15 protein-coding genes are annotated in these 13,918 nt (G+C 48.0%); 2 read left to right on the top strand and 13 right to left on the bottom strand.

From position 1 onward, the window contains the following. Positions 1 to 11: 11 nt before the first annotated feature. From AC4E8D_RS02355 to AC4E8D_RS02330, 6 genes are all read right to left on the bottom strand, one after another. Positions 12 to 2,489, bottom strand: coding sequence for a heavy metal translocating P-type ATPase (locus tag AC4E8D_RS02355; RefSeq protein WP_490206459.1), 2,478 nt, complete (start codon positions 2,487 to 2,489; stop codon positions 12 to 14). Between the two features lie 223 nt (positions 2,490 to 2,712). Further along, the gene (locus tag AC4E8D_RS02350; RefSeq protein WP_221823889.1) at positions 2,713 to 2,913 is read right to left on the bottom strand and encodes a copper ion binding protein; all 201 of its coding nucleotides are present in this window, start codon (positions 2,911 to 2,913) and stop codon (positions 2,713 to 2,715) included. Between the two features lie 76 nt (positions 2,914 to 2,989). Next, complete coding sequence (locus AC4E8D_RS02345) at positions 2,990 to 3,388, bottom strand: metal-sensitive transcriptional regulator (protein WP_313771497.1); 399 nt, start codon at positions 3,386 to 3,388, stop codon at positions 2,990 to 2,992. Positions 3,389 to 3,510: 122 nt separating this feature from the next. Then, entirely contained in the window at positions 3,511 to 3,999 is a 489-nt protein-coding gene (locus AC4E8D_RS02340) for a GNAT family N-acetyltransferase (RefSeq protein WP_339306575.1), read from the bottom strand. 123 nt (positions 4,000 to 4,122) lie between these two features. Beyond that, on the bottom strand, positions 4,123 to 4,308 hold the full coding sequence (locus AC4E8D_RS02335) for a hypothetical protein (RefSeq protein ID WP_036616704.1): 186 nt from the start codon (positions 4,306 to 4,308) through the stop codon (positions 4,123 to 4,125). A gap of 104 nt (positions 4,309 to 4,412) precedes the next feature. Next, positions 4,413 to 4,700 carry a hypothetical protein gene (locus AC4E8D_RS02330; protein ID WP_339306573.1) on the bottom strand — a complete coding sequence of 96 codons (288 nt, stop codon included), beginning with the start codon at positions 4,698 to 4,700 and terminating at the stop codon, positions 4,413 to 4,415. Between the two features lie 135 nt (positions 4,701 to 4,835). On the opposite strand from AC4E8D_RS02330, the gene AC4E8D_RS02325 reads away from it, so the two are divergent. Continuing rightward, positions 4,836 to 5,021, top strand: coding sequence for a hypothetical protein (locus tag AC4E8D_RS02325; protein WP_076319539.1), 186 nt, complete (start codon positions 4,836 to 4,838; stop codon positions 5,019 to 5,021). A 65-nt stretch (positions 5,022 to 5,086) separates the two neighbouring features. Here AC4E8D_RS02325 and AC4E8D_RS02320 read toward each other — a convergent pair whose 3' ends face one another. The 7 genes from AC4E8D_RS02320 to AC4E8D_RS02290 all read right to left on the bottom strand — a co-directional run bounded on the left by AC4E8D_RS02320 (position 5,087) and on the right by AC4E8D_RS02290 (position 12,180). Next, complete coding sequence (locus AC4E8D_RS02320) at positions 5,087 to 5,698, bottom strand: hypothetical protein (protein ID WP_221823887.1); 612 nt, start codon at positions 5,696 to 5,698, stop codon at positions 5,087 to 5,089. A gap of 207 nt (positions 5,699 to 5,905) precedes the next feature. Further along, the gene (locus AC4E8D_RS02315; RefSeq protein ID WP_221823886.1) at positions 5,906 to 6,664 is read right to left on the bottom strand and encodes a nucleoside phosphorylase; all 759 of its coding nucleotides are present in this window, start codon (positions 6,662 to 6,664) and stop codon (positions 5,906 to 5,908) included. 1 nt (position 6,665) lies between these two features. After that, entirely contained in the window at positions 6,666 to 7,337 is a 672-nt protein-coding gene (locus AC4E8D_RS02310; RefSeq protein WP_221823885.1) for a sulfite oxidase-like oxidoreductase, read from the bottom strand. Positions 7,338 to 7,384: 47 nt separating this feature from the next. After that, the gene (locus tag AC4E8D_RS02305) at positions 7,385 to 8,308 is read right to left on the bottom strand and encodes an ABC transporter permease (protein ID WP_017691011.1); all 924 of its coding nucleotides are present in this window, start codon (positions 8,306 to 8,308) and stop codon (positions 7,385 to 7,387) included. Further along, on the bottom strand, positions 8,292 to 9,359 hold the full coding sequence (locus AC4E8D_RS02300; RefSeq protein ID WP_221823884.1) for an ABC transporter permease: 1,068 nt from the start codon (positions 9,357 to 9,359) through the stop codon (positions 8,292 to 8,294). Before AC4E8D_RS02300 ends, AC4E8D_RS02305 begins: the two co-directional genes overlap by 17 nt. Beyond that, positions 9,356 to 10,855 carry an ABC transporter ATP-binding protein gene (locus tag AC4E8D_RS02295; RefSeq protein WP_221823883.1) on the bottom strand — a complete coding sequence of 500 codons (1,500 nt, stop codon included), beginning with the start codon at positions 10,853 to 10,855 and terminating at the stop codon, positions 9,356 to 9,358. The genes AC4E8D_RS02300 and AC4E8D_RS02295 overlap by 4 nt, the downstream gene beginning before the upstream one ends. Positions 10,856 to 11,148: 293 nt before the next feature. Next, the gene (locus tag AC4E8D_RS02290; RefSeq protein ID WP_221823881.1) at positions 11,149 to 12,180 is read right to left on the bottom strand and encodes a BMP family lipoprotein; all 1,032 of its coding nucleotides are present in this window, start codon (positions 12,178 to 12,180) and stop codon (positions 11,149 to 11,151) included. Positions 12,181 to 12,456: 276 nt separating this feature from the next. Here AC4E8D_RS02290 and AC4E8D_RS02285 point away from each other — a divergent pair, with 276 nt between their 5' ends. Beyond that, a complete protein-coding gene (locus tag AC4E8D_RS02285) occupies positions 12,457 to 13,878 on the top strand; it encodes a hypothetical protein (RefSeq protein ID WP_221823880.1) in 1,422 nt (473 codons plus the stop codon). Positions 13,879 to 13,918 lie beyond the last annotated feature (40 nt).

Here is a 13,918-nt window from a genome sequence, read left to right as displayed (position 1 = left end):
ACAAAGGTCAGTCAGTCATTTCTCTTCAGCTTCATGCGTTGCAGACGTAGGGAATTCAGGACAACCGACACGGAGCTGAACGCCATCGCCGCCCCTGCCAGCCATGGAGCCAAGAAGCCAACTGCCGCAATGGGAATACCAATAACGTTGTATCCGAGTGCCCAGAACAGGTTTTGTTTGATGTTCCCCATCGTGCGCCGGCTCATCTCAATGGCATCTGCAATGCTGTTCAGATCACCACGCATCAACGTAATATCCGCCGCTTCCATCGCTACATCTGTTCCTGTTCCGATGGCCATCCCAATATCAGCAGTAGCAAGTGCCGGAGCATCATTAATGCCGTCACCTACCATCGCAACTTTCAGGCCACTCTCCTGAAGTTTCTTCACTTCCGCAGCTTTACCTTCCGGCAGCACCTCAGCCAGAACTTTACCGATCCCTGCCTGTTCTGCTACAGCGCGAGCTGTTCGCTCATTGTCTCCCGTGATCATGATGACATCAATCCCCATCGCCTGAAGACGCCCAATGGCTTCGCGAGAGGTATCCTTGATGGTGTCAGCCACAGCCACGATCCCTGCCCACTGACCATCCACCGCTACCAGCATCGCTGTACGCCCTTGTTCCTCCAAACGGTTCATCTGCTGAACGGTTTCCTCAGAGACATTCACCTTCGCATCTGCAAGCAAACGACGTGTGCCGACCAGAATCTCCTGCCCTTTTGCTGAAGCTCGCACGCCGTATCCCGGTATGTTCTCAAACTTCTCTGTTGGGGTTAGCTCCAGGCCCTTGGCACGAATACCTGCAACAATTGCCTCTGCCAGCGGATGCTCGGAACTCTGTTCGGCCGCTCCCACTCGCTCAAGCAGATCGGATTCCGTCCAATTCGGAGCCGTGATAACATCGGTAAGCACCGGTTTACCCTGGGTTACTGTACCTGTTTTGTCGAGCACCACGGTCTGAATCTGTTGTGCTGACTCCAGATGTTCGCCGCCCTTAAACAGAATGCCATATTCAGCGGCACGTCCTGATCCAGCCATGACAGAGGTCGGCGTTGCCAGCCCCAGTGCACATGGACAGGCAATGACAAGCACAGCAATCGCTTTTTCAAGGGAACCAGCGAAGTCACCTGGACTTGCAAACAGATACCAGATCAGGAATGTCAGCGCGGCTATGCCAACAACAATGGGAACAAATATGCCTGAAATGACATCTGCAATCCGCTGGATCGGTGCTTTGGAGCCCTGAGCTTGCTCGACTACTTTAATAATCTGGGACAAAGCCGTGTCCGATCCCACTCGGGTCGCACGTAGTCGTAATACCCCGTTTTTATTCAGCGTAGCACCTGTAACAGGATCTCCAGGCTTTTTATCCACGGGAAGGCTCTCTCCGCTTAGCATGGATTCGTCCACAGAGGATTGCCCCTCTTCAACGATACCATCCACCGGGATACTGTCCCCCGGCTTCACCAGGATCAGATCACCCACCGCAACATATGCGGCAGGAACCATCACTTCCTGTCCGTCACGGATGACACGAGCTTCACGTGGAGCCAGTTCAATCAAGCTTTTAATAGCCTGTGAAGAGCGACCTTTCGCCACAGCTTCGAACCATTTTCCCAGTAAAATTAACGTAATCAGAATTGCACTTGTCTCATAATAGAGTTCTACCGAAGGCATGGCGGCTGTGCTCGTTCCCATTGCACCATGATCCATCGTTGTAGAAGGTAAGTACCCACTGGATAACGTCAGATAGAGACTATAGAAAAACGCTGCACTGGTACCCAATGCGACGAGAACGTCCATATTGGCACTGCGGTTACGTAGGGCTTTGTACGCCCCCACATAGAATTGCCATCCAATCACGAACTGTACTGGCGTTGCCAGAATCAGCTGGAACCAAGGGTTCATGAACAGATCTGGGACATAGATTCCGGATGTGAACGAGAAATGCCCGACCATTGCCCACAGTAAAGGAATTGATAACAACGCAGATATCATCCATTTCCACTTTTTGCGTTGCAGCTCACGTTCACGAACCGATGTGGTCTCTTCTTGCGTCAATTGCAGTTCAGCACCGTAGCCCATCTGCTTGATCTTGGCGGTAATATCCGAAGGTTTCAATGTGCCAGCCGCATATTCGATATGCCCTGTTTCCAGCGCCAGATTCACATTCGCCTGAGATACCCCCGGTAGTCGGGAAAGTCCTTTTTCAATCCGGGCAGAACAGGCAGCACACGTCATACCGGTGATGTTCAGATCAACCGATTCGGACACCGTACCGTAGCCAAGCGCCTCTACTTTATCCCGCAACGCGTTCACGTTAGTTGTCTTCGGATCATAAGATACGGTTGCCTGTTCGATGGCAAGGTTCACATTGGCCTGATGCACACCTTCCATGCGGGACAATCCCTTCTCTACTCGCGTCGAACAGGCAGCACAGGTCATCCCCGTGATGTGCAGTGTTGCCTTCAGCCCTGGTGCTTCTGCCATAGGTGGTATTGGGGTGGGTTCAGATGATCCATCCATCGGTTTATTCGTTGAGTTATCCATCATGTCAGCTCCTTTCATATCGATTCAATTTATTGTATCTCTTATCAACATACCCCTCAGGGGTATATACCAGACAGAAAATTAGGCTTAAACCTGACTCGTGGGAAAAGGGGTTTGCCCTCTTTGTGCCCATGAGCATGTTCGGTTTAAGCCTGTGATCCCGTTAGACTACATCGTATCCCTGATCTTCAATCGCAGCTTTGATCTGATCCACGTTCACTTTCTGCTCATCATATTCCACCGCTACTGTTCCCGCTGCCAGATCAACCTTACCACTCGCACCGGCATTCTTCACAGCTTCTTCAACTGATTTCACGCAGTGATTGCAGGACATTCCAGTAACGTTCAACGTAACATTAGACATTGTAAATTCCTCCTTGGGGTATATTAAAATGATAAATTAAATAGTTGAATTGATTTAGCTTACTTCATTAACTTCCTTACTTCATTAACTTCCGCATCGTAACCAGCAGTTCATCTACAACCTCATGTTCACCAGCCTGAATACGCTCAACGATACAGCTCTTCATATGGCCTTCAAGCAAAAGTTTGCCCACTGAATTAAGAGCAGACTGAGCCGCCGCAATCTGCGTCAGTACATCATCACAGTACGTATCCTTTTCGATCAATCCTTTGATCCCGCGAATCTGACCTTCCACACGGTTCAAACGAGAGACCAGGTTACTCTTCATCTCCTGCGAATGGTGACTCTTGCGCACATGCTTCCCATCACTGCCCTCGGCATGACAGGATGCCGCTTCTTGAACTGTAACCGAAGCTTCCGTTGAATCTGAAATGGAGGATTGCATAGGTTCCTCGGGATGGCTCTGATGTTCCATCTGAACACCCCTTTTCTTTCGTTCTTTTCTAAGAGTAACATACCCCATGGGGGTATTCAAGACTATTCTGATATTTTGATAAAAATGGATGAATCCTTCCTAATTAAATAGAGCGATGCATCTTACAAGGTATACTCCATCCTGCTGCTGCGGACGACCAGACCCATCTGTTCATAGAAAGCCTGTGCCCCAGAGTTAAACGTCGACACGGATAATTCCACGCTGTCTGCCTGAAGCTCTCTCCCTAGCTCGATGAATGCTTCTAGTAACTGTTTGCCTGTTCCTTGGCCCCGATGTTTGTTATCCACTACAAGTTCATGGATGTACAACATCTTGCGATCCACCATCAATGGGTTATCCTGAATTACACTTAACTGCGCACTCCCGTAACCCAGAATCAGCCCCGTTTCGGAAGACTCGGCAACATATAGGTAACGCTTGTCCGTTTCCAGCAGTTCAGTGAACTCCTTTTCCTCCATTCTGGTCTCTAACGCAATGTATAGATCGGGCCGTCCCTCGACATGCATCCGGTGTAGTTCATCCATCAACAATGACACGCCAGAGTAGTCCCTCATTTCTGCCTTTCGGATGTTAATCGTACCTGTACTCATCCCCATCACTCTTTCGTCTACTGAATTTTACATTATTATACAACCAAAAAGCAGATACCATAAGGGTACCTGCTTCGCTACATTTATTTTCATTCCATCAAGCCCGTAGGATGCTCATGTTGTTTATTTTTTCGAAGAAGTATTTCCTTCATTAAAAGCAACAGGTGATGGCTTCGCGGCCCATTCATCCGCCTGCGGCTCAATGTCCACTCCGCTCAAAATCTTCTTTTTCTCCATCAAGGAATCCCCGTCTTCATCCAGCTTGTTGCGAATTTCCGCCTCGTCCTGAGGTTGATTGTTCTGTGTCATCGTAGAATCCTCCCTTATGTGTTTATCTTCAATATGATGTTCCTTTATATAACTTACCCATTTTTTGCTTTATCATTCTCCGCGAGGGACATGCGATCCCCAAGTTATGTGTTATTTGAATTAAACATTAACTTTATTAAGCTAAATCCATCTCTAAACCCTTGCTCGTACATTACTGACTCTGCTGTACCATGAAGAAGGGTTATTACATTACAATAGTCCAAAAATAAAGCCATCCCCTCTGGCTTAACATATTCACACAGCTCCATAAACAAACGATCACTTTCTTGACTCAATCTTTTATATTCTTTTGAATTATAAATCACAAGATTTCCGATACTCTCCATACGAAGAGCTTTGAACTGGTTAAATATTTCTTCGAAGTCCTCCATGTTCCCCTCCAAAAAAGTGACGTCACTATGAATATAAATATTAGAGTGACGTCACTTAGATGTCAATATGATTGTATATTGAATTATTTTGTAATGATACAATATGAACATTACTTTTTGAGGAGATTTTATTTCATGGCTACAGATAAAAGAGTCTTTACACTTAGGCTGCGAGAAAAGAATTTTGAGAAAATTAAAGTGATTGCGGACAAAAACAAACGATCTATTGCAATGCAAATTGAGTATCTTATTGAACAACATATTGAAGAATTTGAGAAAGAACAAGGTGTTATTTACCCAGATAAACATAATGACGTATAGGTTTTGCGCCCTTAGTACATGCGCATTATCCATACGTCATTTTTCATGATATATCCTGTTACCCGTTAATCGAAATCAACCTGTTTATCCAAAATGATTTCCTCTACTTTGTATTCCATCTCTGGTATTGAGGGAATCAAGGAGAATCGAACGTTTTCCAGAGAAGAAGGAAGAGCAGGAACCACTCGGAAACTAATTTGCGTCTCCCCACCTCCTCCACGACTGCCATGTCTCATGGTGATATGTCTCTGTTCGCTGAATATTTCCAGAGCCAAATGTGGAACCATTTGTATACGCTCAGCTTCATTCCCCTTATATTGAATCTCCACATAAACGAGGCTTTCGCCTTCATATTGCATTGAATGCGTGATCATATACTCACACGAATCTTTGATCATTTTCTTCATAATCGGCACCACACTCGTCAATTGAAGAGGTTCACTTGGAAAGTAGTGTCTTTGCGGCATCGGTTGCACGCTACGGAGAACATATCGGATATCTTCCTCCTTCATATCCAGTAAGCTCACCCATTCATCGATGGTATTTTGAGGGGGTTGGTATTGGACTGCTCCGGTTATGTCCTTTCTGGCTGCAACCAGTTTCAAAAGTTGCTCATCAATCCGCTGTACCTCATCGCTGTATTCATTAGGAATTTCACGTAATTCACTCCAGCCCATATTTAATCACTCTCCTAATTTAATGACATGCCATGCAAATACAATTCGCTACTGTACCTGCATCCCCCTCTTAAAAAGGAAAAGACGCCCCCTGGGTCAAATTCGTGACCTTACGGGACGCCCTTTTTATATTGTCCACCTCAAATGGACATCATCTACCGGTTTGCTTGTAACACTGAGCAAAAATGCATACTTGCCTTAACCAACCTATGCCTGATCCTGGCGAGCAAGCGTGGCAAGTGCGCGTAGCGCTGCATTAATCTCACGCTCCACCGCTTGTCCAACCGCATCCGTATGTGGATCATACTCGGCAGCCAGGTCGCTGTCCGCGAATCCATCGATCGCGACAATGGCTCCAGCACGCGCGCCACGCAAGGTGCTGACAATATAGAGCGCTGCAATTTCCATCTCAGCTGCAAGTGCTCCAGCCTGCTTATACTTGCGGTGTGGAATCTCTTCCACGCCTGCAAAGAACGCATCCAGCGTTACGGTGATACCTACGCCCACTTTACCTGCAAAGCTTGCAGCATCCGCGCTTTCTTGCTCACCAGCAGCTTCGATCAACGCTTGTGTCACCCCAATGTCCGCTACCGCTGGAAAACCTTCCGGCACCAGTTGGCGAGTCAACCCGTCCGTACGAACGGCTGCTGTACTCACTATCACACTGCCTGCCGGATAATCGGCTGTATACGACCCAGCTGTACCTACACGAATCAGAGTTGTTACACCCGCGCGAATCAATTCCTCGAAACACACAGCTGCTCCTGGTGAACCTACACCGTGGCTGACCACAGCGATCTGTACCCCTTCATACAATCCAACAAATGTACGATACTCCCGACTGAACGCCAGTTCTCTCGCCTGCTCCAGCTTGTTGGAAATCTTCTCCGCACGTGCCGGATCACCACAGACGATGGCGTATGCCGGCATGTCTTCCGAATGAATCTGCAAAATAGGCATTAACATCTTAATCAAACTCCTTCTTCGTCCACTCGTCTTCCGGAATCGGCAGATCTTCACCGGAGAAGCGTTGTTCCTTGAACGGATCGGCAAAATGGTGGAAACCATTCACTTCCCAGAATCCGTTCCGATCTTCTGTCATAAACTCAAGACCACGTATCCACTTGGCACTCTTCCAGAAGTAAAGTTGTGGCACAACCATACGCAGTGGAAAACCATGCTTGGGTGTTAGTGGCTCACCGTTATATTTGAATGCAAGTAATACATCATCATGCATCAATTCTTCAAGCGGTACATTTGTCTCATAATCATGATCCGCATGGATCATGACGTATTTTGCCTCCGGCTTAACCCCAAGAAGCTTCACAAAATCGGAAAAGCGAATACCTTCCCACGGCGTATCAAATTTCGACCAACGGGTAACACAGTGAATATCACTCACCGTGTTCACCTGTGGCATCGCCTGCAACTCAGCTAGGGAGAACACCTTCTCCTCTTCCACTTCGCCGAATACCTTCAAGTCCCAAGTGGACAGGTCATATTCCGGCACTTCCCCTTCATGCAGAATCGGGAATTTCTCCGTCAGCATCTGTCCTGGCGGCAGCCGATCTCCGTGATCGTAACCTGTTTTGGGTGCCGGGGTTTTACTTTTTTTCAAACGTTCAGCCTTGTTATGCAAGTGGAATTCCTCCTTCTTTTACTGTCTCTAACATAGACATTCAGGAATTAACGCGAGCTTCCGCCCGCTTTCAGTGCATCCTGTGCATAGGTACGGTCTTTGAAAAAGAACATCGCGACAAGCGTTACAATATACGGCAGCATCAATGTGAAATGGGTTGGCAGGGAGAATCCTTGCAGACGAATACTTAATGCTTCCATGAAGCCAAACAGTACACTGGAGCCCATCACACCAAGCGGATTCGCTTGCCCCAGCATCGTTGCCACCAGCGCGATAAAGCCACGACCAGCAGTCATGCCTTCCGTAAACATCGTTACCTGACCGAGCGACAACTGTGCTCCAGCCAGAGCACACAACACACCGCACATCAGAACGGCACCATACTGGATGCCGCGTACCTTGATCCCGATGCTCTGCGCTGCAATTGGGTTCTCACCGACGGAGCGCAGGCGGAAGCCGGATACACTTTTGAACAGATAAAATTGCAATGCAATCACGAGCACAATGCCGAGGTAGACTAGCGGACTATGTCCCGATATTACATCGCCCACCCACGGAATGTCCTTAATCAATGGAATATCCCACTTGGGAAGTCCCACCATGTCTTTGTCGTAGTATGCACCTTTCACATCAAAAATCGCACGCAGTGCAAAGGTCGTCACCCCTGCAGCCAGGAAGTTGAGCGAGATCCCGACCACGATGGCGTTGGCCTTCAGATTAATGCTTATAAAGGCAAAGAGCGCTGAGAATAACATCACAATTATAATGGAAAAGAGTACAGCCAGCAGCACATTGCCAAACAGATAATTACCAACAATCGCGGAGAACGCACCGATCAGAACCAGTCCTTCAAGACCGACGTTGAACAGACCGACACGAGAACACAAAGCCCCACCGAGCGCTGCAAGCAGGATTGGAGTCATAATCCGCAAGGTTGAGCCAAACATGGCTGCATCAAACAGTTGTTGCATTGGACTTTTTCTCCTTTCTCCGCTTCAGGAATGAATAACCGATCTGAGCTGATACAAATAACGTCAATACAGCCTGGATGACACTGCCAACTTCCAGCGGTACATCCGTGTTCCGTTCCATCCCCATGGCACCTGTCTGTAACGCAGCCAGCAAAATAGCTGCCACAGCAGTACCGAGTGGATGTGAGCGGGCAAGCAGCGTTGCCATAATGCCGCTCCATGCGTAACTTGCCGATGACAGCGAGCCATCAAGGAAACGGTACTGTGTACCAAGCACTTCCCCCGCACCTGCAAGTCCAGCTAGTCCGCCACTGATGACCATGGACAGCATCATCATGCGAATGCGTCGAACACCACCGTAGGTTGCAAAGGACGGGTTGCTGCCGAGCATGCGGATTTCATAACCAGTCACCGTTTTATGTGTGAACCAGTAGATCAGAATAGCTGCTACAATGGCAATAATGAAGCCTGCATGCAGCCCCATGCCCTGGAACAACTTTGGCAACCAGATACTCTGGTCAATCATGGGTGTCTGAGCCATCGCAGCAGATCCTGTAGTGTCCTTGAATGGATAGGAGACCATGTAGCCCCCGAAATAAATGGCAATATAGTTAAGTAGTAAGGTTGTGATCAACAGATTCATGCCGAAACGCGCATCCAGCCACCCTGCAAACAGGGACCAGATTCCCCCGGCAAGAATACCTGCCATTATCGCAGCAATACACACAAACCAGCCTGGGCCTGGCAGATAGAGCGCCGTGAGCGCGGCACTAAGCCCGCCAAGAATCATCTGGCCTTCCGCTCCCATATTGAAGAATCCGGCACGGAATGCCAATGCTACGCCAAGCCCTGCCAAGATAATTGGTGTGGAACGAGCCAACGTATTCGTGAAGAAGTAGAAGTTGCCGAAGGCCCCTTTCCACATCTCCGCATACGTATCCACCACATTACCGCCAACGATCAGAATCGCCACAGCCCCTGCAATCAGACCGATGAATACGGCAAGCAGCGGCTGCACGAGTCCGCGAAGTGTTTCTTTTACCCGATTCATATCCGCTCTTTCCCTCCTGCCATTAACAAGCTGATCTGTTCCTCAGTCGCTTCCTCTGCTCTCAATTCTCCCGCAATCTCACCTTCATACATGACAATAATCCGATCAGATAATTGCAAAATTTCGGACAACTCTGATGAAATGAGTAGAATACCCGCACCCTCGCTACGCTTGCGCAGCAATTCGGCATGAATCGTCTCCATCGCTCCGATATCCACACCACGTGTTGGTTCGGCTGCAATCAGAAACGGTGTATCCTGTGCAAATTCACGAGCGGCAATCAGCTTCTGCAAGTTTCCTCCGGACAGAAACTGTGCCTTGGTCTCCGCAGAACCTGTCTTGATGCTGAACTGTTGGATCCAACTCTCTACCATTGTTCTTGCTGCTTTGGCTTTGATAATGCCGCGTGACTGCAAGCGATGATGGTGTCCCATTAGCCCGTTCTCGCGAACACTCGCATCCTTGGCCGCTCCCCACATGTAACGATCTTCCGGGATATGAGCAAGTCCATGCTCCCGGATGCGCCGTACAGGCCAGTTGGTTGTATCCTGCCCGGAGAGCAAGACGCGACCACTATCCGCCTTACGCAGTCCGGCAATGACCTGAATCAGTTCCGACTGGCCGTTACCCGAGATACCCGCTATGCCAACGACCTCACCTTTTCGAACCTCCATATGAATCTCCTTGAGCGCCGAACGATCCTTCGCTCCGGACAGATTAACCCCTTCCACCTGAAGCACCGCTTCCGCTGGAACCGATGGCTGCTTGTCCATACGCACAAGTTCACGACCAACCATCAGACGGGACAATTCTTCCACATGTGTATCTTTGGCTTCCAACGTACCTGTCACCTGACCATCCCGAAGCACCGTGATCCGGTCGGCTACATCCATGACTTCTTGCAGCTTGTGCGTGATCAGTACAAAGGTTTTGCCCAGCTTGGCGAGAGATTTCATGTTCGCCAGCAGTTCTTTCACTTCAAGTGGTGTCAATACCGCCGAAGGTTCGTCCAATATAATGATGTCTGCGCCCTGATGCAGCACCTTGAGAATTTCAACACGCTGCTGCATGCCAAGCGGGCACTCGGACACTTTTTTCCACGGGTCGACCGGCATACCATATTTTCTGCCAAGCTCGTTTACTTGAGCCGCTGCTTTTTTGCGGTCAAATGCGCCTGCCTTAGCCGGTTCGCGTCCGATCACGATGTTCTCCGCCACCGTAAAGGAAGGGAACAGCATGAAATGCTGATGCACCATGCCGATGCCACTTGCCATCGCCTGGGACGGCGTGGCAAAGCTCACCTCACGTCCGCGGACTTTGATTGTGCCTGACGTGGGCTGTTCCATACCGTACAGCATACGCATCAAGGTTGTTTTACCGGCCCCATTCTCACCTACCAGGGCATGAATCTCTCCCTCACGCAAATTAAAACGGATGTCACGGTTAGCGGTGAAGCCACCGTACTTCTTCGTAATCTGCTCCATCTCCAACAGCATATCTCGCGTTCGCTCCCCTCAATTCAACTTAAAAAGGTTACACACGCCACTACGATGACAGAACAACCTTCCGATCGCCGTTATCCCCAGATTTTTTGATTCCCTTTTGACACGGGAAAATCCGGGGATAAATGCGAACACTTCGCTTCTTCAGGTTATTTCTGTCCTCTTCGTTATCGTGTAAACGATAAGTTGAACATATACTGGTCATTTAATAGCAGCAAAACCGGCTGCCTGATCGGGCAGCCGGCTGATCATTTCCATCACTCATTCATTGAAAAGAACATTCAAAACTATTGTTGCAATGGATCTTTGACTACAATTTTGCCGGATACGATATCATCCTTGATTGCTTTAACCTTGTCGATCACTTCTTGTCCGACGAAAGCATTCAATGGAGATTCGCTATCACGTGTAACGTAAGTCAGGCCTACACCGTCTTCTTTCAAACCGTAGTTTACTGCACCTGCTTTGAAGTTGCCTTCTACAAAATCTTTCACGGTCTCATAAGCAACCGTATCGGTTGACTTCAATTGAGACAATACGATATGTTCCGGGTCTTCAACTGTACGGTCCGTATCCTGACCTGATGTGTAGAATCCTTTTTCCTTGGCTGCTTCGAACACGCCGAGATCACCTACAGCGGATGCGCCAGCGATGAAGTCAGCGCCTTTGCCGAATTGCACCAGCGCCAATTCTTTGGCTTTGGCCGGGTCATTAAATCCACCTACATAGTTCACGAGGAATTCTGCATCCGGATTCACGGATTCCAATCCAGCTTTGAAACCTTCCGTATATTTCTTGATCAATGGTACATCCATTGCTGCGATCATGCCGAGTTTGTCTGTTTTGGTGGACAATCCAGCAGCTGCACCGAGCAGGTACGCCCCTTCATATTCACGGAAACCAACGCTACGAACGTTAGGAAGATCAACGGTTGTATCTACAATTGCAAAGGACTTGTCCGGATTTTCTGCAGCGACTTTCTTCAATGCATCTTCTGCCTGGAAAGTTGCTGTAATAATCAGATCATAATTCTCGGCAACCGCTGCACGCAGATTTTGTTCAAATGCTGCCGGGTCTGTCGATTCAATCGTCTTGGTGTCTACTTTGAATTCTTCACCTGCTTTTTTGAAGCCTTCATCCATCTGTACAAAGAAAGGGTTAACCCCTATTTTTTCGGGAAGTACGAGGGCCATCCGAAGAGATTTCTCAGAATCACTGCCTTGGGCGGATTGTTCGTCTTTGGAAGCCGAATTTCCACAAGCTGCTAACAAAATAGCCAACATGATGATCGATAAGACGAACGATAAACCTCTTTTCATTTTGAAAATACCCCTTTTCAACATTCTTTTTTCTTATCCTAGCGGATACTGTCGATCCTTGTCAATAAATCTTTGAGCGTATACACTCAAATAGAATATAATTGACAATTCACTTTCTACCAAGCTTTGGAAACCGTTCTGTATCAAGCTTTTTTTCGTTGACATCCAGCGCGTCTCCGTGCTAAAGTCAATCCAATTATTCTATTCTGATAGGAATTGTCAGAATTATAACCCAAAGCTAATTATTTTCCAACCCATTTTAAGGAGGCTATTCATTTGAAAAAAATCACCCAGATCACACTGGCGGCTCTACTCGCCGCTCCGGTAACACTCGGCAGCCTAAGCTTGCCCGCTTCCGCTTCTGCAGCATCTGCAACTCCGGCTAAACCAACCACATCACAAAGTGTCAAAGGACCGGTAGCTCAGGCGCCAGGCGCTTATACGGAAAGCGCAGCGGATTTTGCTCAATTCTTGCAAGCGAAATACAACATTCAATTGCCGCAACAGATTACCAAAGGTGATTTCATTCAAGCCATTGCAGCCATCACGGAAGCAACTCAAGCAAGTGACATTGAAGCCAAAGCTCCAGTCTTTACCGATCTGTCTTCTGGTGATTCTTCATATGATGCTGCCGTATCCTTATACAATAATGGGGTTCTTACCGGTACAGAAGTACGTGCCAAGGATCATCTGAGCACTTATGCAGCGGTCTTCATCGCGGTGAAAGCAGCCGGATTCAAGGAACTGGCTTATACATATCCTGCAGAGAAAACAGCCAAAGCGCTTGCCAAAGTTGGCATTAGCCCGAACCGTGTTCAGGGACAAGCCGCACAGGAACTGGCTGCGGCGATCGATACAGGCCTGATTCCCGAAAGCCTATACCCCGCTCTCCTTAAAGGTGGCGTAGCAAGTAAAGATTTCGCTAATACTTTGCTTGGACGCGTACTGGTCAGTCAAGGGAAATACAAACATGAGATTGGGCGTTCCGGCGATGCGGACATCTATTCCAAACTATACGCTGCATATCGCACAGCGGATCTGATCGAGTCACCTGAGCTGAGAAAGATTGTGGATCAGGCCCTGCGAGATGATCTCGTAACAGGTTATAATCTGAAGGATAGCCGCTTTGATTCCAACTTTATCGATGAACTGACACTTACCTATGGCCACGATAATATTCAACATGCTGTACAGTTGGTTGGTTTGTTGCGTAGCGAAGGTATTGATGCTGATGTACAATTCCAGCCGAAGACATCTGCCTTCATTTATTTGAAGGAATGGGGCGAGCCGAAGGAAACACCTGATTATAAAGTGACACAGATCGAGAACGGCAACTATATTGCTTCTGCGAAGGAATATGATATTCAGTTCGAGTTCAACAATGTGGCAGACAAAGTCCGCTTCAACGACATTGTGCTGAAATATGCCAAAAAGAACAGTGACAGTACATCTCCATTGATTCTCAGTTCCTGGTGGCAACCGCTGTATTATTCACCAACTGCATTGGCGAACTATCCTGTCATTTCCAATAATAAGATCGCGCTTGGCAATTACTATGCTCAGTCCTTCTCTCTGAAAGAGAATGCCAAATCCATTCGTGAAGGTTTCCTGAAGTTGGCACCTGATGCGGACATTACAACGTATGACTTCTGGGTGGACCAGCCTTTCTTCAACTATCTGAACGGTGGATCCGAATAAAATAAATTCCGTCTCCAACCGAATTAAAGCTCGTATTTTG

It is taken from the genome of Paenibacillus sp. SRL342 (assembly GCF_984798905.1).
This window is presented reverse-complemented; position numbering and strand designations above follow the sequence as displayed.

Excerpts from the sequence above, each read along its gene's own strand:
- AC4E8D_RS02290 (WP_221823881.1), bottom strand. The coding sequence starts at position 12,180 with ATGAAAAGAGGTTTATCGTTCGTCTTATCGATCATCATGTTGGCTATT.
- AC4E8D_RS02345 (WP_313771497.1), bottom strand. The coding sequence starts at position 3,388 with ATGGAACATCAGAGCCATCCCGAGGAACCTATGCAATCCTCCATTTCA.
- AC4E8D_RS02330 (WP_339306573.1), bottom strand. The coding sequence starts at position 4,700 with ATGGAGGACTTCGAAGAAATATTTAACCAGTTCAAAGCTCTTCGTATG.
- AC4E8D_RS02315 (WP_221823886.1), bottom strand. The coding sequence starts at position 6,664 with ATGTTAATGCCTATTTTGCAGATTCATTCGGAAGACATGCCGGCATAC.
- AC4E8D_RS02340 (WP_339306575.1), bottom strand. The coding sequence starts at position 3,999 with ATGAGTACAGGTACGATTAACATCCGAAAGGCAGAAATGAGGGACTAC.
- AC4E8D_RS02320 (WP_221823887.1), bottom strand. The coding sequence starts at position 5,698 with ATGGGCTGGAGTGAATTACGTGAAATTCCTAATGAATACAGCGATGAG.
- AC4E8D_RS02350 (WP_221823889.1), bottom strand. The coding sequence starts at position 2,913 with ATGTCTAATGTTACGTTGAACGTTACTGGAATGTCCTGCAATCACTGC.
- AC4E8D_RS02325 (WP_076319539.1), top strand. The coding sequence starts at position 4,836 with ATGGCTACAGATAAAAGAGTCTTTACACTTAGGCTGCGAGAAAAGAAT.
- AC4E8D_RS02355 (WP_490206459.1), bottom strand. The coding sequence starts at position 2,489 with ATGGCAGAAGCACCAGGGCTGAAGGCAACACTGCACATCACGGGGATG.
- AC4E8D_RS02335 (WP_036616704.1), bottom strand. The coding sequence starts at position 4,308 with ATGACACAGAACAATCAACCTCAGGACGAGGCGGAAATTCGCAACAAG.
- AC4E8D_RS02305 (WP_017691011.1), bottom strand. The coding sequence starts at position 8,308 with ATGCAACAACTGTTTGATGCAGCCATGTTTGGCTCAACCTTGCGGATT.
- AC4E8D_RS02300 (WP_221823884.1), bottom strand. The coding sequence starts at position 9,359 with ATGAATCGGGTAAAAGAAACACTTCGCGGACTCGTGCAGCCGCTGCTT.
- AC4E8D_RS02295 (WP_221823883.1), bottom strand. The coding sequence starts at position 10,855 with ATGCTGTTGGAGATGGAGCAGATTACGAAGAAGTACGGTGGCTTCACC.